The sequence below is a fragment of the Halalkalicoccus paucihalophilus genome, from assembly GCF_001593955.1.
GTDB lineage: Archaea > Halobacteriota > Halobacteria > Halobacteriales > Halalkalicoccaceae > Halalkalicoccus > Halalkalicoccus paucihalophilus.
The window spans coordinates 577,832-595,620 of sequence record NZ_LTAZ01000004.1; the positions used below are offsets into that span (position 1 = coordinate 577,832).

The 17,789-nt window shown below is 64.2% G+C and carries 20 protein-coding genes; 13 read left to right on the forward strand and 7 right to left on the reverse strand.

The genetic code is table 11. The annotated features are described in order from the left end of the window. Nucleotides 1–81: 81 nt before the first annotated feature. The 6 genes from HAPAU_RS08135 to HAPAU_RS08160 all read right to left on the reverse strand — a co-directional run bounded on the left by HAPAU_RS08135 (nt 82) and on the right by HAPAU_RS08160 (nt 4,709). A complete protein-coding gene (locus HAPAU_RS08135; RefSeq protein WP_066381430.1) occupies nt 82–888 on the reverse strand; it encodes an aminoglycoside N(3)-acetyltransferase in 807 nt (268 codons plus the stop codon). Between the two features lie 57 nt (nt 889–945). Next, complete coding sequence (locus HAPAU_RS08140; protein WP_066381432.1) at nt 946–1,146, reverse strand: dodecin; 201 nt, start codon at nt 1,144–1,146, stop codon at nt 946–948. A gap of 293 nt (nt 1,147–1,439) precedes the next feature. Further along, on the reverse strand, nt 1,440–2,288 hold the full coding sequence (locus HAPAU_RS08145; protein ID WP_066381434.1) for a phosphatase PAP2 family protein: 849 nt from the start codon (nt 2,286–2,288) through the stop codon (nt 1,440–1,442). 3 nt (nt 2,289–2,291) lie between these two features. Next, a complete protein-coding gene (locus HAPAU_RS08150) occupies nt 2,292–4,058 on the reverse strand; it encodes an ABC transporter substrate-binding protein (RefSeq protein WP_066381438.1) in 1,767 nt (588 codons plus the stop codon). A gap of 49 nt (nt 4,059–4,107) precedes the next feature. Further along, a complete protein-coding gene (locus HAPAU_RS08155; protein ID WP_066381440.1) occupies nt 4,108–4,431 on the reverse strand; it encodes a DUF7116 family protein in 324 nt (107 codons plus the stop codon). Between the two features lie 41 nt (nt 4,432–4,472). Continuing rightward, nucleotides 4,473–4,709, reverse strand: a complete 237-nt coding sequence (locus tag HAPAU_RS08160; RefSeq protein ID WP_066381442.1) for a DUF5816 domain-containing protein — start codon at nt 4,707–4,709, stop codon at nt 4,473–4,475. Between the two features lie 176 nt (nt 4,710–4,885). On the opposite strand from HAPAU_RS08160, the gene HAPAU_RS08165 reads away from it, so the two are divergent. Beyond that, nucleotides 4,886–5,965, forward strand: coding sequence for a polysaccharide deacetylase family protein (locus tag HAPAU_RS08165; protein WP_066381444.1), 1,080 nt, complete (start codon nt 4,886–4,888; stop codon nt 5,963–5,965). Between the two features lie 117 nt (nt 5,966–6,082). Next, nucleotides 6,083–6,484 carry a universal stress protein gene (locus HAPAU_RS08170; RefSeq protein WP_066381446.1) on the forward strand — a complete coding sequence of 134 codons (402 nt, stop codon included), beginning with the start codon at nt 6,083–6,085 and terminating at the stop codon, nt 6,482–6,484. Here the strand turns inward: HAPAU_RS08170 and HAPAU_RS08175 are convergent. Then, complete coding sequence (locus HAPAU_RS08175) at nt 6,468–7,427, reverse strand: mechanosensitive ion channel family protein (protein WP_066381448.1); 960 nt, start codon at nt 7,425–7,427, stop codon at nt 6,468–6,470. The two genes, HAPAU_RS08170 and HAPAU_RS08175, sit on opposite strands and share 17 nt — an antisense overlap. A gap of 83 nt (nt 7,428–7,510) precedes the next feature. Between HAPAU_RS08175 and HAPAU_RS08180 the strand changes: the two genes are divergently transcribed. The 11 genes from HAPAU_RS08180 (at nt 7,511) to HAPAU_RS08230 (ending at nt 17,789) form a co-directional block, all read left to right on the forward strand. Then, complete coding sequence (locus HAPAU_RS08180; RefSeq protein ID WP_066381450.1) at nt 7,511–8,251, forward strand: proteasome assembly chaperone family protein; 741 nt, start codon at nt 7,511–7,513, stop codon at nt 8,249–8,251. A gap of 67 nt (nt 8,252–8,318) precedes the next feature. Continuing rightward, entirely contained in the window at nt 8,319–9,371 is a 1,053-nt protein-coding gene (gene trmB, locus HAPAU_RS08185) for an HTH-type sugar sensing transcriptional regulator TrmB (RefSeq protein WP_066381452.1), read from the forward strand. A gap of 65 nt (nt 9,372–9,436) precedes the next feature. After that, complete coding sequence (locus tag HAPAU_RS08190) at nt 9,437–9,640, forward strand: DUF4177 domain-containing protein (protein ID WP_066381454.1); 204 nt, start codon at nt 9,437–9,439, stop codon at nt 9,638–9,640. Next, nucleotides 9,637–10,719, forward strand: coding sequence for a hypothetical protein (locus HAPAU_RS08195; protein ID WP_066381456.1), 1,083 nt, complete (start codon nt 9,637–9,639; stop codon nt 10,717–10,719). Before HAPAU_RS08190 ends, HAPAU_RS08195 begins: the two co-directional genes overlap by 4 nt. 65 nt (nt 10,720–10,784) lie before the next feature. Then, on the forward strand, nt 10,785–11,762 hold the full coding sequence (locus tag HAPAU_RS08200) for an aldo/keto reductase (RefSeq protein WP_066381458.1): 978 nt from the start codon (nt 10,785–10,787) through the stop codon (nt 11,760–11,762). 42 nt (nt 11,763–11,804) lie between these two features. Beyond that, nucleotides 11,805–12,872 carry a TrmB family transcriptional regulator gene (locus HAPAU_RS08205; RefSeq protein ID WP_066381460.1) on the forward strand — a complete coding sequence of 356 codons (1,068 nt, stop codon included), beginning with the start codon at nt 11,805–11,807 and terminating at the stop codon, nt 12,870–12,872. Between the two features lie 38 nt (nt 12,873–12,910). Then, complete coding sequence (locus HAPAU_RS08210) at nt 12,911–13,450, forward strand: PH domain-containing protein (RefSeq protein WP_066381462.1); 540 nt, start codon at nt 12,911–12,913, stop codon at nt 13,448–13,450. A gap of 46 nt (nt 13,451–13,496) precedes the next feature. Then, on the forward strand, nt 13,497–14,291 hold the full coding sequence (locus tag HAPAU_RS08215; protein WP_066381464.1) for a hypothetical protein: 795 nt from the start codon (nt 13,497–13,499) through the stop codon (nt 14,289–14,291). A gap of 93 nt (nt 14,292–14,384) precedes the next feature. Further along, on the forward strand, nt 14,385–15,824 hold the full coding sequence (locus tag HAPAU_RS08220) for a substrate-binding domain-containing protein (protein WP_066381466.1): 1,440 nt from the start codon (nt 14,385–14,387) through the stop codon (nt 15,822–15,824). 1 nt (nt 15,825) lies between these two features. Further along, nucleotides 15,826–16,833 carry a carbohydrate ABC transporter permease gene (locus HAPAU_RS08225; RefSeq protein WP_066381468.1) on the forward strand — a complete coding sequence of 336 codons (1,008 nt, stop codon included), beginning with the start codon at nt 15,826–15,828 and terminating at the stop codon, nt 16,831–16,833. Beyond that, nucleotides 16,833–17,789 (forward strand): carbohydrate ABC transporter permease, encoded by a 957-nt coding sequence (locus HAPAU_RS08230; RefSeq protein ID WP_066381471.1) that lies wholly within the window; start codon nt 16,833–16,835, stop codon nt 17,787–17,789. Before HAPAU_RS08225 ends, HAPAU_RS08230 begins: the two co-directional genes overlap by 1 nt.

Genomic DNA, 17,789 nt, shown 5'->3' on the forward strand with positions numbered 1-17,789 from the left:
TTTAGTAGCCCAGCCCTTTCCCGTTCGTTTCGCGGCTATCGGCCGCGAAGCGAGGCCACCACACCGCTCCCCATTACTGGGCTACCTGTTTTGTTCGAACCACTCGGTAGCGAAATCCACCATCTCACGCTGATCCATTAGCTTCGCCGTCGCCGCGCCGACCGTTCCCGCCGTGAGGCCGACCTCTCGTTCGAAGTCGGTCCCGCAGTCCGCGAAATCGTCCGTCCTCGTCTCGATGTCCTCGTACTCGACGTCGACTCGTTTCCCGTCTCGAACCACCGGCGCGCTGTTTCTCACGGTTTCGTTCGGGACCGCGGTCCGGTACTCACCCAGATGAAGCGAGGTGTTTTTCTCGTGGCCGACGCCGAGAAGCAGGATTTTCCCGTCTCGTTCGTAGAGCCGTGCGAGCGGTGATTCCTCGCCGAGTCCGTAATCGAACCCGTGGTCGGCGATGATCGCCCGTGCCTCGCTCCCGCACGCCGCGAAGGAAACCGTCGGGTGTCGGCTGCGGATCGCGTCCGGGTAGTTTCGGAGACACTCGGGAACTGTGCCCACGCCACGCGTCGGCGTGACCGCGGGTCGGTACGGCGGTCGCTCCTCTCGGACCGTCTCGATCCAGTCTTCGGGGACCGGGGGTTCGGACCAGCCCGCCGGGTTCGTATACTGGCCGGTGTGGGTCGGCACGACGACAGTGCCCGCCTCGCCAACAGCCTCGTAGAGGGCGTCACAGACCGCCTGCGGGCCGCCACAGGTCCACCCGAGCGCACTCAGCGAGGCGTGGACGAGCAGGGGTTCGCCCGGTCTAATCCCGAGCGCCCGAAACTCGGCGGTCAGCGAGGCGCTCGTGTTCGGCTCTCCGACCCGTTCAATGGCCTGGCGTTCGCTCATGTGACCTCCTCGCGGGTCGCGTACTTCAACGTCGACCGTAAAAATCGGCTCGGTGGCTCAGCCCTCGACTTCGAAGGCGACTTCGAGGGTTGCCTGATACTCGGGTTCGTCGACGTTTTTGAGTTCGACGCCGAACTCCTCGACCTCCGCCCAGTAGACGTTCTCGAGGGTGTTCTGGGCGCGTGCGATCGCGTCATCTGCGGCGTCGTCGAAGCTCTCGGTGCTCGTCCCGATCAGGGTGACCTTCTTGAATACCATATGCACCCGTACCTTCCCGCGGAATCCACTTAACTCTCGGGCCGTCTCCCGCTAGGTGTCGTCCTCGTCGGCTCTGTTGACGGTGAGGGCGGCCTCGACCAGCGCCCGGTGGCCGCGTCGAAGGCGGTTCGGGCACGCCTACCGGGTGGCTTCGAGTTCGTGACCGATTCCTTCATCGGGGAGTACACGGAATTCCGTAGTAGCCGGTCGACAGCGGGATATCCGTCGGTTCGTCACGGGGTAAATGGGTGACGAAGCGGGGAGATTCGGTCCTCGGAGCGGGTTGTCGCACCTCAGGGACGCGAGCGAAACGTGGTCGTAATCCTCGGCAGTGCTCCCGTTACTAACTCGCGCCAGCGATCGGCCCCGTGGACGCCAATCCAGTAGCTCGCGCTCGCGAGGCCGATGCCGGCGATCACATCGGTCAGCCAGTGGATCCCGAGGTACATTGTCGAGATCACGACGCTGGTCGCCAGTACCGCGGCGATGGCGAGCCAACGCGGGTAGGCCTCTCGGGTTCGCCACGCGAAGAGCAATACCGTCACCGAGAGCGACGTGTGTAGCGAGGGAAAGACGTTCGTGGGTGTGTTGACCGCGCTCGTGAGCAGGCGTGAGGAGGGGTAGACGTCGTACATGAACTGTTCTGCGATGCCGAGGTTTCGCGGGCCGTAGGCCACGAACAGCAGGTAACAGACCAGCCCGATCGCGTAGTTCGCCGTGTAGGCGACCGTGAGCTCGTGAAGCGACCGTTGCTCGGAGAGCGCGAAGTACGCGAGCAACGGGAAAACGAGCAAGAAGACGTAGCCGTAGACGTACACCGCCGAGAAGTAGACGGTCAACTCCGTCGTCTGAAACGTCTGTACCCACGCGACGAACGCCCCTTCGAGCCGGTAGATCTGATCGGTGATCTCGAAACCGATCAGCCACGAGAGGCGCTGGGCGGTCCGGCGGGTGAGGCTGTTGATTACCAGCACGACGACCAGCAACCCGATCGCGGGGGCTGCAAGCCGGAGTCGCGTTCTGAGATCGGCCCTGAGTTCGCGCAATTGCCCCCGGTCGATACAGAGGATCGTCCCGAGCACGAGCAGGACGCTCACGACCGCGACGATCGACAACAGTACCGTTAGCAGTTCGAGGGCCATTCCTCAGCGCACGACCAGTTCTCCGGCCTCGTTGTATATATACCCTGCCTCGCGGAAGAGTTCGTGCGCCACCTCCGGTTCGACGGTTCCGGTCCCGTTCTCGCCGACGAAACCCGCCCCGTGGCCCGAGTGCCACTCGTCGCTCGGCCCACCGACCGCGATGGGACTGAACGCCGGGGTCGCGTGCCCCTCGAACGCCTCGGTCCGAAGGAACTCCCTATCGAGCAGCCGCGAGAGCGCGCGTCTGAACCGTGGGTTCGAGAGCGGTGCGTTGCGCCCGTTGAACCCGACGTGGTAGTACGCACTCGTCGGTTCGGTCGCGAGTTCGACCTCGCTTGCTTCCTCCGCTCGCCTGATCTCGGTCGGTGCCAGCGCGATCGCGCTGGCGTCGAGGTCGCCCGCTTGGACCCCCTCGACGATGTTCGCCTCGGAGGGCGAGTAGACGAAGACCAGCCGCTGGTACGGTGGCCCGCCGGCGAACGCCGGCAACGACCCGTCCGACAGGTCGACGAGGAAGTGCTCGTCGTTGCGAACGAGTTCGAGGCGGGCGTCCGGCGTCGCCGCCTCGAACCGGAGCGGTCCCGAGCCGACGGGGTCCATGTTGTCGGCGACGAGCGCCTCGGTGACGTTGTCGAGGTCGAAGCCCGCGATCGAGGTGAGGCCGGTCCGCTCCTCCCAGACGTGTCTCGGCAGGACCGGGACGGTGAGCGCTCGGAGACCGACCTCGCGGCTGGCGTCGATCGAGAACTCGAGCGTCCGATCGTCAATGGCCTCCACCGCCTCGACGAGCAAGCTTCGGGCGCGGAAACACGGGGCCGGAACGGTGGGGTTCTCGTCGGTGTAGGTCGTATCCCGGAGCAGTCGGTAGGTGAAGGCGACGTCGGCGGTGGTCAGGTTCTGCCCGTCGTGCCAGGAGAGCCCTTCGCGCAGTCGGACCCGCAGGCGGTCGTCGCCCCACGACCAGTTGTCCGCGAGCCACGGTTCGATCCCCCCGTCCACGTATCGGCCGATCGGGTCGTAGAGCAGCCCGGTGACGATCCAGCGATCGCGGTATTCGACGGCCAGCGGGTTCAGGTTGTGAGTAACCCGCCGGTTCATGGTCCCGAGACGGAGCGTATCGGCCGCGCGCGAACCGCGCCCGGCGGCGTTTCGTTCTTGGAGGCCGAGATAGCCGAGGGGGGATTCGAGCGAGCGATAGCCCCACCCGAAGTACCGGTCGGTCCGGATGGCCCGTGATTCCTCGGGGTAGGCGACGACCGCTATCGGGGCTTCCTCACGGACCGCCTCCACGAGGGCCGAGAGCGCCCCGCTTCGGGTCCCGTCGGTTGCCCGACGCTGGGTTTCGAGCGGGTCGTCCATTCCGGGGACATTCACGTAGCCGAACGGGTTCTGCCAGCCGGGCTCCTCGCTGAAGCGCGAGTGCAACAGTCCGTAGAGGTAGTCGGGGTCGTAGTGGCCGGGGTGCTGGCCGATGTAGAGGTCGAAATCCTGATTCAGGAGGACGTTCCGCCAGAGCTTTTCGGCCGTCACCGGCTGGAGGCCGACGTCGATACCGGCGGCAGCGAACGTTTCGGCGAGGTGATGGGAGATCCGTACGGGAACGGGATCCTCGTCGGCCGGAAGAGTCATGATCGACACCGAGACCTGCTCCGGCGTGTCTCGGTCGACGGAGGCCTGAAACCGGTTCAGACAGCCGGCACTCGCGGTAAGCGCGCCGGCCGCGCCCGAAAGGAGTGCGCGGCGGCCGATCGGTCCCGTCGGTACGGTCACAATACGGGCAGTACGAGGGTCAGGAATATCAACGTTCCGTCATAGATCACTACGCGCGCATCGACGGCGCGTGGAGTACGTCGTAGTCGGCGCCGTCCGTCACGGAGATGACGGCCCACTCGTAGTCGGGTTTGAGGTCCGAGAGACGACGGACGAGCGATTCGGCCGCCTCACGATACGTGACGAAACACCGAAGCGAATCGGTGTCGGGATCGGGAATCGATCCCTCACTCTCGTCGGCGGTTGCGGTTACGTGAACGACCTTCCACTCGCGCTCGGCGCGGAACTCGGTGCCGTCTCCCGACAGCGTGTAGCCGAGTTCGCTGAAGATCGATCGGGCCTGCTCGACGGGGGGTATGTTAACAGGTCCCATCCAAGAGGCACTACGCCGACCACATTCATAAATCTTCACCCTCACTCGTGGGCCGCATCCCACTCGGTCGGTTTACGCTGGTTCGGGCAGTCGTTACAGACGATCCGGCCCATCGTGTCCATCGCCGTGTTCGGACTCCCGCAGTTCCCACAGAGATACCCCCATCGATCACGGCGGTTCGTCGTCCGGTAAACGACATAAAACGGGCCGTCCGAGCCACGCTCGGCCTCGTCGCGCGCGACGTACAGCGTCTCTCCGCTGGCCGACAGTCGATCCATACGTTCCTTCCGGTGGCGATCGGCTTGAGGGTTATCCTAAACGGTCCGAACTCTCGTCTATCAGATAATTACATTTATTTTCTTCCTACAATAATATCGTAGAATCTGACATTCACTCTACTAGTATCATGAATTAATAAATTGACAATAACGGTGATGTATTGTCGAAAGCACGTATGGAGAAACCCTCGCCCTCCAGACGGGCCTTCCTCGGACTGAGCGCAGCGTCCCTCGCCGGGCTCTCGGGCTGTCTCGGCAGCCTCTCGACGGAGACCGACGAGACACCCGGTGGGAACACCAGCGATACCGATCCCAACGACGGGAACGAAACGGATAGCGATAACGAGACTCACGAGGAACCCACGGAACCTCCCGGCCTGCCTGAAGGGGGAGCAGTGATGTTCGTCTACGACGACGGTCCGATGGAGGACTACACCCAGGCGTTGCCCGCTCATCGGACGTTCGACGCGCCCGCGACCGTCGGGATCGTCAGCGAATGGATCGGCCGCGAGGACTACCAATCGAGCGGCTGTATGGATATCGAACACCTCGAGGAGCTAGTGGATGCGGGCTGGGAGATCGCTTCGCACACCAGCGAGCACACCACCCTCGGGACGTTCGAACTCGTTGAGGATGCCGCCCCGGGTGCCGAGCGGATCTACCCCGAGGAGATCCGCCACGGCTACCACCGCGGCAAGACCATCGAACTCACCTCCGACGAGCACACGTTCACCCGGGCGGTCGCCGATTATGGAAGCGACGATACCGGCGGCTACATCGCGGTCGACGAGCCCATCGAGGAGGCCTGCCTGGCGGGCGAGACGATCATCCGGTATCCCGCCGAGAAGATCCGTGAAGCGATGGGTGACTCGAAACACGCCCTCGAAGGTATGGGTTTCGAGGTCGAGACGCTGCTGGCGCCCTACGACAACTTCGACGACTACTCGCGGAAGTTCGCCAGCGAGTACTACTCGGGGGTGGCCAACGCCCGCCACGGCAAACGGGTAAACGATCCCGAGGGTTTCGATCCCTACCGGACCCGACGCGACTACTTCATCGAGTACACGGACCGCGAATCGGTCAAACGGGACCTCGACGAGATCGCCGAGCGCGGGGCGCTGGGCGTCCTCGGCGCGCACACGTTCAAAGAGGAGGTCACCGAGGACCGCATCCGCGAGACGCTCTCGTGGGTCGACGAACGCGAGATCACCGTTATGACCCTGCGCGAGGCCATCGCGCGGTACGCCGATCGATAATCAGGGTCGATAACGACGCTGTTGACACCGCTCGCCCGCTTCGTTCATCGGGGGATTCCTCCATCGGGGGCGAACTAAAGGGAAAGGTTGACACCGCTGCCGGGCGATCTGTAGAGTGTGACCCGCGTCGTCGTTCCCGTCCGCCATCCCCTCTCAGACCGGTCGAGACGGACCGTCGAGAAGGCCCTCGAAGTCGCAGACGAGGACGGCGCGAACCTGACCGTGTTACACGTCAACCTCTATCAGAACGGACACCCGATCACGCGGACGGAGCTCAAACGCGCGGTCGAATCCGAGTTCGGGAGGCTCAACAACGTGCGATACGTGGTCCGCTCGGGGTTCTTGGTCGAGGAGACCATTCTCGACGAAATCGCCGCCGAGGCCGCCGATATCGTCGTTATCGGCCACAAACAGGCCTCACGGTGGAAACGCCTCGTCAACCGGTTGGTGCGCGACCCGGACATCGAGTCGTTCCTCAAACACCGCCTCGACTGTACCGTGATCACGGTTGGCGGCTGAGGTCGGGATCCGACCGCTCCGTTCTCGCGTCCTCTTCCATCGGTTCCATCGCCACGCGCGCCTCGCCGCTGGTCTCGTCGAACACGACGTGCGTGTGGGGGTAGGGGATCCCGACGTCGGCCTCGTCGAGTTCCTTCCAGATCCGTTCTTGGATCTCCGAACGGACCTTCGCCCCGTAGTAGGGGCTTCGAACCCAGTAGCGAAGCCTGAGCGCGACCCCGTGGTCGGCGTACTCTCTGATCTGACAGGTCGGACGGGCGGGATATCGGGCGTTACCCACGCGGATGGTCGGACCGCCGGCGATGACGCCCTCGGCCTGCCGGGCGGCGCGTACGATCAGTCGACGCGCCTCCGCGAGGTCGCCCTCGTAGGTGACGGTCATGTCGAGCGTCATCCGGGTGCGTTCGTCCTCGGCGGAGTAGTTGATCACGTCCCGTTCGCGGATGGTGGCGTTCGGGATCACGAGCACGGAGTTGTCCTCGGTGAGCACTTTGGTGTATCGGAGGGTGATGTCCTCGATGAACCCCTGCTGTTGGACATCGACGATCTCGATCATGTCGCCGATCTCGTAGGGCTGATCCGCGAGGACGAACAGCCCGCCGACGTAGTTGCCGATGACGGGCGCGAGGATGACGGCGACCACCGCCGAGATCACCGTCACGGAGAGGAAGATGTTGCCGACGCCGACGCCGAGGATCCCCGCGGCGATCGCGACCGAAAACAGGATGATCCCGATCTTGATCCCGCGCAGAACCGTCCGCGAGAGGCTCTGGCGTTCGAAGCGCTGGGCGACGGGCCGACCGAGCATCCGGACCGCGACGCCCGAGAGATACCAGCCGACGACGATCACCGCAAGCGAGAGCAACAACCGACCCGTCAGCGAGCCCACCAGCCACTGGAGGAAGCCCTCGATCGTCCCGCTGATCTGTTGCTCGATCTGCATCGTTTATAGTTCCACGAGGACCGCCCAAAGGGTTGTCGTCTCCGGTCACCAACACATAAGATACCGAGCGTCGTAGCCCGAGTATGTCCTCGGATCCCGGCGATGCGTCGTTTCACGTCACCCACGAGTCCGGCGAGACGGGTACGACCCTACTCGTTGGGCTCTCGCAGTTCGGGTTGGCGGGACTGACGGCCGTCGACTACCTGACGACACAGCTCGATCTCGAACCCACCGGCCACATCAGCGCCGAGGCATTGCCATCGATCACCCCCTTCACCGAGGGCCGGCCACGCCACCACACGCGGCTGTACTCCCGCTCCGACCTCGATATCACCGTTCTCGTCGGCGAACTGTTCGTTCCCGTCCAGGCCGCCGACTCGTTCAGTCGGGCGATCCTCGAATGGACCGAGGGAACGGTCGACGAGATCGCCGTCCTCTCGGGGATCCCGCTGGCTCACGGCCCGGACGACCACCGCACGTTCTACATCGCCACCGAGGATTACTATCGCGATCGACTGAAGGAAACCGACATCGATCCGATGGGGATGGGCTTTCTCGACGGCGTGAATGCGAGCCTCGTCGAGCGCGGGATGGACACCGACCTCGGCGTGGGCGTGTTCGTCACCCCCGTCCACACGCAGGTCCCCGACGCCGAGGCGGCCCTGCGCCTGCTCTCGACGCTGAAGTTGGTCTACGACCTCGATCTCGACACCGCACCGCTCGAGGAGTTCGCGGACGAGGTCCGCCAGCACTACGCCCAGCTCTCCGAACGCCTCGAAGCCGCCGAGACCCACGAACGGCCCGACGACCGGATGTTCATGTAACTCGATTTCGAAACGGCGTGCTACTCGAATCCGGATATCTAATATGCTCTCGGCGGCAAGGCGGGCTATGGTCAGCCCCGATCTGCGCGCGACGCTCGAAGCCGTCGGCGAGCAGTTCAACCTCGGCGAGTACGAGATCGACGCCTATCTCACGGTCCTCGAACACGGTCAACTCACCGCCAGCGAGATCGCCGATCGAACCGACATCCCCCAGCCACGCGTCTACGATACGGTCAGAAGCCTCTCGGATCGCGGGCTCGTCGAACTCCGGGAGACCCGCCCGATGCAGATCATCGCGGTCGATCCCGACGAGGCGTTCGGACGGGTCCGGGGCTCGCTCGACGAGATGGTCGACGAACTCGAGGCGCGCTATACGGCCCCCGCCCGCGAGACCGAAGCCGTCTCGCTGGTGAAATCCCGCTCGACGATCCTGCGGAACCTCGCCGAAGTGATCGAGGCCGCCGAGTACGAACTCATCCTCTCGCTGACGCCCGACCTCCTCGAACGGTTCGAGGACGAACTCCACGAGGCGCTCTCCTCTGGCGTCAGCATCGAACTGCTCGTGGCGCCCGCCGCCGCCGCGCCCGCACCCGAGGAGTTCCCCTACAAAGAAGTCTCGACGGTCGCGCGATCTCGACGCGGGATCACGACACCCGTGATCGCCGTGGCCGACGGCGTCTACTCGGTGTATGCCACCCAGGACGCGATCCGTGACGACCGCGATCGCTACGGCGTGATCTTCAACCGCTCCGCGCTCGGTTTTCTCGTCTCGGGATTCTTCGGGACCGTGCTGTGGACCACCGCCGAGACGCTCGCAGAGAACGGCGACGGGCGCCCCTTCCCCCGGAAGTACGCCTCGATCCGCCGGTGTGTCAAGGACATCCGCGAACTCGGTGGCGAGTTCTTCGCGAGCGTCGAGGGTCGTGACGTCGAGACCGGCGAGCCACGCGTGGTTCGGGGTCGGGTCTCGGGTGTCGACTTCGAGGACACCGAGGAAGTCGCGACGATGACCATCGACACCGGGGACGGGGAGGTGTCGGTCGGCGGGCGGGTCGCCGCGCTCGAACGGATCGAGGCCCACGAGATCCATGTCGGGCGCGACGGCGTCCCGGACTCGTAGACCGTCCGCCGGCGTCGCGCAAGGGAGGGATACTTGCTTTTCGAGCACGGCGATACGGTAGAGCGATGAGTCAGGACAGAGTACGGTGGGAGTACGAGACGCTCAGGCCGCCCCGAGAAGCGACGAAAAGGGAGGCGAGCGACCCGAAAGCGGAGTTGAACGCGCTCGGCGAGGAGGGCTGGGAACTCGTCGAAACGATCGAGTACACCGGCGGCGGCGGAACGAAGTATCTAGTGTTCAAGCGTCCGGTCGACGACGGAGCGACATGAGCGCGGACCCCGACGCTGGACCGGACATCGAGGCCGAGCCGAAAGACGACGTCGACATCGAGTCCGATCACGATTCGGATATCGGCACCGCCAATACGATGCAGGCGCGCTCGAGCGAGAGCCGCATCAAGCTCTGGGCAACGATGAGGGGCAATCGACTGCTGATCACGGTCCTACTGGCGGTCGGTTTTTTCCTCGGCTTCGTCATAGTCGGGGAGCTGTTCATCCCGAACTTCGAGTCGACGATCCATTCGGATAGCATGATCAGCTACATGTTCTCGACGATGATCAGCGCGATCATCACCGGGACGACGCTAGTCGTGACGATCAGCCAAATCGTGATCTCTCAGGAGAACGGCCCGCTTGGCGATCAACGACAGCGAATGAGCAACACGATGGACTTTCGCGAGTACACCGAGGAGATGATCGACTCGCCGGCTCCCGCGGATCCCTCGGCGTTCCTCCGTGAGATAATCAGCGCGACCGACAGACGAGCCAAGATACTACGGGACGCCATCGCCGACAACGGAAACGACGAACTCCGGGCGGAGGTCGACGAGTTCACCGAGAGCCTGATAGAGAACGCCGAGGAGGTTCGCAACGAGCTCGAGGGGGCGAGTTTCGGCTCGTTCGAGGTGCTCAACGCCGCGCTCAACTACAACTACGGCATCAAGATATTCCAGGTCGAACGCATCGCGAACGACCATCCAGAGGACCTCACCGACGAGGACATGGCGATCCTCGATGGCCTGAAGTCGACGCTGTCGATGTTCGGCCCGGCCCGCGAGCACATCAAGACGCTGTACTTCCAGTGGGCGCTAATGGACCTCTCACAGATGATCCTCTATGCGGCGGTGCCGGCACTACTGGTCGCCGGGAGCATGCTCGGGTTTTTCAGCGGGCTCTCGCTGCCGAATACGACCTTCGGCGTGAGCGATACGACCCTCGTCGTCGGTGCGGCGCTGACGATCACGCTGATCCCGTTCCTGTTGCTCATCAGTTACATCGCGCGGGTGGCGACCGCAGCGAAACGGACCCTCGCGATGGGGCCGCTCGTCCTCCGGGAGTCCCAGCGCTAGTCGCCCGTCGCCAGTCTTTTGCTCGCCTGTATCGATTTGGGACCGTGAACGACCCTGACGACGGGATGGAGTACACCACCCTCGGCTCGACGGGCATGGAGGTCTCGAAGCTCTGTCTCGGCTGTATGAACTTCGGGAGCGACCAGCCGTGGATGATCGACGACGAGGAACGGAGCCGGGAGGTCATCGACCGCGCGCTCGATCTGGGAATCAACTTTCTGGACACCGCGAACGTCTACTCCCGTGGCGAGAGCGAGGAGATCGTCGGCAGCGCGATCGAGGGCCGGGATCGCTCGGAGCTCGTGATCGCTACCAAGGTATATGGCGAGATGGGCGAAGGCCCCAATCAGGGCGGGCTCTCGCGAAAACACATCATCGATCAGTGTGAAGCGAGTTTAGAACGACTGAACACGGACTACATCGACCTCTATCAGATCCACCGCTGGGACGACTCCACGCCCATCGAGGAGACGCTCTCGGCGCTCAGCTACCTCGTCGAGGAAGGCCTCGTGAGATATATCGGGGCCTCGACGATGATGGGATGGCAGTTCACCAAGGCGCTCTACGAGAGCGACCTCGGCGGCCACGAACGGTTCGTCTCAATGCAGCCCGAATACAGCCTCGTCGACCGCCACGAGGAGGAGAACCTCCTTCCCGTCTGCCGGGATCAGGGGGTCGGCGTGATCCCGTGGAGCCCGCTGGGCGGGGGCTTTCTCACCGGGAAGTACGACCGGGACGCCGAGCCTGCGGAGGGGCGGGCAGCGACCGACGACCACACCCGCGAGCGCTTCACCGAGGAGAACTGGGCGGTGCTCGACGTACTCCGCGAGATCGCCGAGCGGAAGGACGCCTCGCCCGCACAGGTCAGCCTCGCGTGGCTCTTAGAGAAGGAGGTCGTCGACGCGCCGATCATCGGGCCCCGGTCGCTCGACCACCTCGAGGAGAACGCCGCGGCGGTGTCGGTCTCGCTCACCGACGAGGAAATCGAGCGCCTCGAAGCACCCAAAACGCCGGTCTGGTCGCGTGCGACCGGCGACCTCTGAGCCGAACCGTGCGTTTATCCCCCCTGCCATCGACCCTCAGCCATGTCGAGCGATGACCTCGAGAGCGTCCTCGAGGAGGGCGGTCTCTCGCCGTATCAGGCGGCGGCGTTCGTCGCGCTGTTGGACCTCGGTGCCGCGTCGGCCCGAACGATCGCACAGACCAGTAACGTGCCCGATCCGCGGATCTACGACGTGTTGCGCGATCTGGAAGCCGCCGGCTACGTCGAGACCTACGAACAGGAGCAGCTCCACGCCCGCGTAAGCGACCTCGATCGAATCACCGAGGCACTCGCCTCGCGAGCCGAGCGGTTCTCGTGGGCGAGCGAGGAGGTCGAGGACCGATACGAGCGGCCACACGCCGAGATCGGGGAGGCGCGGATCGTCGGTCGGTTCGAGACGGTGTTCGACCACGCCCGCGAGGCGATCGAGGGGGCGACCGACCGGATTCAGGCGTCGCTGACGACCGGAGAGCTCGCGGACCTCGCGCCCGCACTCGCCGGAGCGCTCGACCGTGGCGTCGACGTGCGGCTGTCGCTCCACGGCGAGCACGAGGACCTCCCCTCGCCGGAGTCGCTCGCGGAGTACTGTTCGGAGGCGCGCTATCGGCCGCTTCCGGCCCCCTTCGTCGTGCTCGTCGATCGCTCGGAGCTGTGTTTCGTCCCCCACTCCGGGTCGGTCAACGAGTACGGCGTGATCATCGACGACCGGACCCACGCCTACGTCTTTCACTGGTTTTTCGTCCTCTGTCTGTGGGACGTCTGGGAGGTCTACTACTCGGGGCGAGCGACCGAGCCGCCGATCACCTACGCTGGGCTCCGCGAGTGTCTGCGGGCGGTCGAGCCCGAACTCGCAGCCGGTCGAACCGTGCTGGCGAGCGTCGAGGGGCGGTGGACCGCCACCGGCGAGGACTGCTCGTTCACCGGCCGGATCGTCGACTGTGTCTATACGACCCAGTCGACGCGGACCGACGTCGATTCGACGATCGCCGCCTACGCCGGACAGGCGACGCTCGTGATCGATACGGACGACGGCGAGCGCCGCGTCGGCGGCTGGGGGGCGACCCTCGAGGAGGTCGAGGCGACCCGGATCACGATCGAGGCGATCGAGTAGGGCACAACGCTCTTGGCCGCTGCGTCCCACCGGAGGGTATGGGAGAGCTGCCGGCGCGCTTCGGCGGTGCGGACTGGCTCGACCTCGGGCCCGGCGAGGAGGTCCTCTGGGCCGGTCACCCGAGTCTCGTCCCCTCTCTCGGCGCGTTCGCGCTGGGGGCGCTGCTGGTCGTCGCGGGTGCGGCCGGGGCGGTGCTGTTGGGCGAGTACGCGATCGTCGGCGTCGCAGGGATCGCGGCCGGCCTCGCGGTGATAGGGTGGACACACTACCGACGGATCTCGACGGGCTACGTCATCACGACCGCGGAGGTCTACCATAAGGAGGGGTTGATCTCGCGCGACGTGACCCAGATCAGGTATGAACGGATCCAGAACACCTCCTTCAGCCAGTCGGTACTCGAACGGGCCCTCTCCTATGGCGACGTGATCATCACGAGCGCGGGCACCGGCGAGGTCGAGATCACGCTTCGGGACGTTCCCGACCCCGCGAAACTGAAGGGACTGCTGAGCGAGCAACTCGACGACGTCTACGCGACGGACGCGCCACGGTCGACCGAATTCGCCCGGTCGGATCTCTGAGCGTCCCGACGGAACGCTGATACCGTCCCCGTGTCAACGACCGTCAATGGCCTCGATCGCCGACCTCCGTCGACCGGAGTACACCGGACGGAACCGCTGTTGGCCCTGTACCGTTCTCAACACGGTCGTTCTACTCGGCTGTTGTCTCGTCCTTGCCGTGCTCTCGTTTCCGCTCTCACTCGGACTGTTGCTCGCGGGCGCGGGTGCGATCTGGCTCCGTGGCTATCTCGTTCCCCGTACCCCGGCTCTCACCGCCCGTATGAGGGGAGCACTCGGGCGCGGACCGGATCGCCCGCTGACAGGGTCGATCGCTCCGGACGACACCGACGACGACCTCGGCGAGCGAACGCTCACGACGCTGCTCGAGGCGGGCGTGATCCGACCGGAGGGCGAGCGCCTCCACCTCGACGAGCGTTTTGGCGACGACTGGCGCGGGGAGATGGAGCGACTCCGTACGCTCCCGACCGGGAGGCTCATCGAGGCGACGGCGGCGGCGACACGCGAGACGGAGGTCGAACTGCTCGATGCGGACCGTCCGCTCGTCGTTCTCACGGGACCGGACGGCGGCGAGGCGTGGGTGTCGCGACCGGTCACGATAGCGGAGGTCGCCGCCGAGGGGACGCTCGCTACACACGTCCCCACGATGTCACACCGGGACCGGATCGCGGCCGCCCGGGCGCTACGGAGCTTCCTCGATCGGTGTCCGATCTGTGAGACGAGAACCGAGGAGGTGAAACCGAACCGATGCTGTGGCGGCGTCCGGGACCCTGCGGACCTCTCGGGGACCGTGCTCGTCTGTCCAACGTGTAACGAAGCGTTGTATCGATTCGACGACGGCTAATACGGTGACGGGACGGCGACGACACGATTTACAACGGCCGTAGTACCGGTATCCCAAACAACTAAATAGGAAAGATCCGTCTTTCCGCGAGAGATGGGGCAACGAAACAGGAAACGGCGTTCGGGGGTATCGAGACGAACGTTCGTCAAGGCGGCCGGCGCCTCCGGTGTCACGGCCGGTTCGCTCGGACTTGCGGGATGTCTCGGGAGCGCCGATCAGGACGCGGTCGTCCTACACGCTGATGCGCGATTCCAGAGCGCCCGGGACGTGATCCAGGAGGCACTCTGGGATGCAGGGCTCGACCAGGACATCGAGTTCGTGGTTCGGGCGGCATCGAACAACACCGAACAACGGCGACAGGACATCCAGTCGGCGCTTCAGGCGGGTCGCGCCCCGCCGGACATATTCATGATGGACTCGGGGTGGACGATCCCTTTCATCCTCCGCGAGCAGACGCTCAACCTGAGTGAGCGACTCTCGAACGACGTGCTAAGTCGGATTCAGGAGACGTACATGGACACCTCCGTCGAGACGGCGAGCCACCCACAGACGGGGGACCTCCACGCCCTACCGCTGTTTCCCGACTTCGCGGTGATGCTCTATCGGAAGGATCTCGTCGAGGAGGCGGGCTATGACACGAGCGAGTGGGCCACCAACGCGCTGTCCTGGCAGGAGTTCTCCGAGATCGTCGCGGACACCCAGGAACAGAGCGGCGTCGAGTACGGTTTTACGACGCAGGGGGCGGCCTACGAGGGGCTGTCGTGCTGTACGTTCAACGAGACGATGTCGAGTTGGGGCGGGGCGTATTTCGGTGGTATCGACAACCTCTTCGAGGCCGGTGATCGCCCCGTGACCGTCGACGAGGAGCAGGTGCTCGACGCGATCCGCATGATGCGGACGTTCATGTACGGTCAAGAGGACGACCACGCCCTCGAGGGCTTCCAACAGATCTGTCCCACCTCAATCGTCCAGTGGATCGAGGACTCCTCGCTCGGCCCGTTCCAGGACGGAAACGCCGTCGCCCACCGAAACTGGCCGTACGCGATCGCCGAGACGGCTACCGAAGACGCGTTCGGGGAAGACATCGGCGTGATGCCGATTCCCTACGGCGTCACGCCCCAGCAGGCCGATTACGAGGGGACAGGCGGAACCTGCACCGCGCTTGGCGGGTGGAACCTGGCGATCAATCCCGAAAGCGAGCGCATCGACGAGGCGACACAGATACTCGATGCGTTCTCCCAAGAGAGCGTACAGGTCGTGTTATTCGAGGAACAGAGCCTGTTCCCGCCGAACCTCGAACTGCTCGAAACACAGGAAATCCAAGAGATCGAACCGCTCGGACGGTACGTCGAGACGTTCCAGACGCTCGGAGAGAACGCGATCCCACGGCCGGTGACCGACATCTGGGCCGAACAGGGCGCGGTGATCGCGCTCGAGGTACAAAGCGCCTACACTCAAGAGAAGACCCCCGAGCAAGCGATGACCGATCTGAAAAACCGCCTGCAGGAAAGCGAACAGGACGTGGGGAACTAGGATGTCGACAGAGACAGAAAGACACGAACGCGGACGGCTCGCACCGGTCGTCGACTGGATGGAGAACCTGAGCGAGGCGGCCTACGCCTACCTGCTGTTGATCCCCGCGTTCGGGCTGCTCACGCTCATCGCGTTCTATCCGATGATCTCGACGTTCTGGATGTCGCTCCTCGAGGATCAGACTCGGGGTGCAGAGACGCTCGGCGGATTCGTCGGCCTCGAGAACTACATCGGCATTCTGACCGGTGACGCCCGGCTCGCCCGGCAGTTCCTCGACGTCCAACTCACGGGGAGTTTCCCGTTCTTCGAACTCGGCGTCGGCTTCTTCCAGCAGGCGCTGTTCGTGACGCTCTCGTTCGCGATCCTGAACGTGATCTTCACGACGCTGATCGGGTTCGGGCAGGCGCTCGTACTCGATAAGGACTTCCGCGGGCGACGCTGGGTCCGGGTCGCAGTCATCATCCCGTGGGCGGTGCCGATCGTCATTCAGGGGATGATCTTCTACCTGATGTTCCAGCCGACCGTCGGGTTCGGCGCCGACGTGATGAACGCTCTGGGCCTGTTCAGTGCCACCCCGCTTGCGAGCAGTCAGGACTCGTTTTTCATCCTCCTGATCGCCGACGTCTGGAAGACATCGGCGTTCATGGCGCTGCTCATCCTCGCCGGTCTACAGAGCGTCGACCGGAGCCTCTACGACGTCGCGAAGGTCTCGGGAGCTTCGACTTGGCAGCGCTTCAAGCTGATCACGTTCCCGCTGGCGTTGCCGGCGGTGTTGGTCGCGATGCTGTTCCGGACGATGGACGCGATGCGGGTCTACGGGCTGATCGAGTCGACAGCGGGCTGTACGACCGTTCCGTCGATGACCTGTATGGTCATCGAGGGGATGTTCGGCGGGACGCGCATCTACGGAACTGCGGCCGCGGTGGCGTTCATGACGGCGGCGATCATCGGGGTCTTCATCTCGATTTACATCGTCAAGTTCAGAGGTCAGGAGGGAGGTGTCTACTGATGGCAACAGAAACCGAAACGACACAGACACAGGCTGAACGCGATCAGAGCGACGATTCGGGCCCGTTCCAGCGGTGGGTTTCGGGATCGATCTCCGAACCCGGACGGGCCTACCGGCCGATGTTCTGGCTCGTGACGGTGTTCTTCCTCGTCACGACGCTGTTCCCGTTCTACTGGCTGTTTATGGTCGCGCTCACGCCGGAAGGGCAGCTTCAGAACGTCGTGTTCACGCCCAACGGGTTCAATCCGGGCGTGTTCATCGAGATCTTCCAGATCCTGCCGTTTCACCGGTATATGTTCAACAGCTTCGTGATCGCGACGGTCACGACGGCCTTCGTCCTCGTGGTGGCGAGTCTCGCGGGCTACGTCTTCGGACGCCTCAGGTTCCCCGGGAAGAACCCGCTCATGCTGCTCGTCCTGCTGGTATCCTTTTTCCCGCCGGCGGCGTTTTTCATCCCGCTCAACGACCTGTTCAACACGAACTTCGATATCCTCGAACCGGTCCTCTCGAACGGGAGCCTCTACAACACGCCCTACGCGCTGGTCATCCCGATGTCGGCGCTGTTCATGCCGCTCGCGATCTTCATCCTCACTACGTTCTACAGCCAGATCCCCGACGGGTTGGAGGACGCCGCCCGCGTCGAGGGGACCACCCGGCTGGGCGCGCTGTTCCGGGTGATCATTCCGCTTTCGGCACCCGGTGTGGCCACCGCGGGCGTGCTCACGTTCATCGGCGTCTACAACGAGTTCTTCTTCTCGTTTCTGATGACCGACGGACAGCCTCAGAACTGGGCGCCGGTTCTCCAGGGAATCCTCGGATTCCAGGGGCAGTATCAGACCCTGTACAACGCGATGGCCGCCGCCTCGATCGTCGCCGTCTTACCGATGGCGATTCTGGTGGTCGTCGCACAGGAGAAAATCGTCAGCGGACTTACGGCAGGCGGTCTCAAGGAGTAA

Bases quoted from the DNA above. Each gene is read 5' to 3' on its own strand.
- HAPAU_RS08135 (WP_066381430.1), bottom strand. From the start codon at position 888: ATGAGCGAACGCCAGGCCATTGAACGGGTCGGAGAGCCGAACACGAGC.
- HAPAU_RS08140 (WP_066381432.1), bottom strand. From the start codon at position 1,146: ATGGTATTCAAGAAGGTCACCCTGATCGGGACGAGCACCGAGAGCTTC.
- HAPAU_RS08145 (WP_066381434.1), bottom strand. From the start codon at position 2,288: ATGGCCCTCGAACTGCTAACGGTACTGTTGTCGATCGTCGCGGTCGTG.
- HAPAU_RS08155 (WP_066381440.1), bottom strand. From the start codon at position 4,431: ATGGGACCTGTTAACATACCCCCCGTCGAGCAGGCCCGATCGATCTTC.
- HAPAU_RS08160 (WP_066381442.1), bottom strand. From the start codon at position 4,709: ATGGATCGACTGTCGGCCAGCGGAGAGACGCTGTACGTCGCGCGCGAC.
- HAPAU_RS08165 (WP_066381444.1), top strand. From the start codon at position 4,886: ATGGAGAAACCCTCGCCCTCCAGACGGGCCTTCCTCGGACTGAGCGCA.
- HAPAU_RS08175 (WP_066381448.1), bottom strand. From the start codon at position 7,427: ATGCAGATCGAGCAACAGATCAGCGGGACGATCGAGGGCTTCCTCCAG.
- HAPAU_RS08180 (WP_066381450.1), top strand. From the start codon at position 7,511: ATGTCCTCGGATCCCGGCGATGCGTCGTTTCACGTCACCCACGAGTCC.
- trmB (WP_066381452.1), top strand. From the start codon at position 8,319: ATGGTCAGCCCCGATCTGCGCGCGACGCTCGAAGCCGTCGGCGAGCAG.
- HAPAU_RS08190 (WP_066381454.1), top strand. From the start codon at position 9,437: ATGAGTCAGGACAGAGTACGGTGGGAGTACGAGACGCTCAGGCCGCCC.
- HAPAU_RS08195 (WP_066381456.1), top strand. From the start codon at position 9,637: ATGAGCGCGGACCCCGACGCTGGACCGGACATCGAGGCCGAGCCGAAA.
- HAPAU_RS08200 (WP_066381458.1), top strand. From the start codon at position 10,785: ATGGAGTACACCACCCTCGGCTCGACGGGCATGGAGGTCTCGAAGCTC.
- HAPAU_RS08205 (WP_066381460.1), top strand. From the start codon at position 11,805: ATGTCGAGCGATGACCTCGAGAGCGTCCTCGAGGAGGGCGGTCTCTCG.
- HAPAU_RS08210 (WP_066381462.1), top strand. From the start codon at position 12,911: ATGGGAGAGCTGCCGGCGCGCTTCGGCGGTGCGGACTGGCTCGACCTC.
- HAPAU_RS08215 (WP_066381464.1), top strand. From the start codon at position 13,497: ATGGCCTCGATCGCCGACCTCCGTCGACCGGAGTACACCGGACGGAAC.
- HAPAU_RS08220 (WP_066381466.1), top strand. From the start codon at position 14,385: ATGGGGCAACGAAACAGGAAACGGCGTTCGGGGGTATCGAGACGAACG.
- HAPAU_RS08225 (WP_066381468.1), top strand. From the start codon at position 15,826: ATGTCGACAGAGACAGAAAGACACGAACGCGGACGGCTCGCACCGGTC.
- HAPAU_RS08230 (WP_066381471.1), top strand. From the start codon at position 16,833: ATGGCAACAGAAACCGAAACGACACAGACACAGGCTGAACGCGATCAG.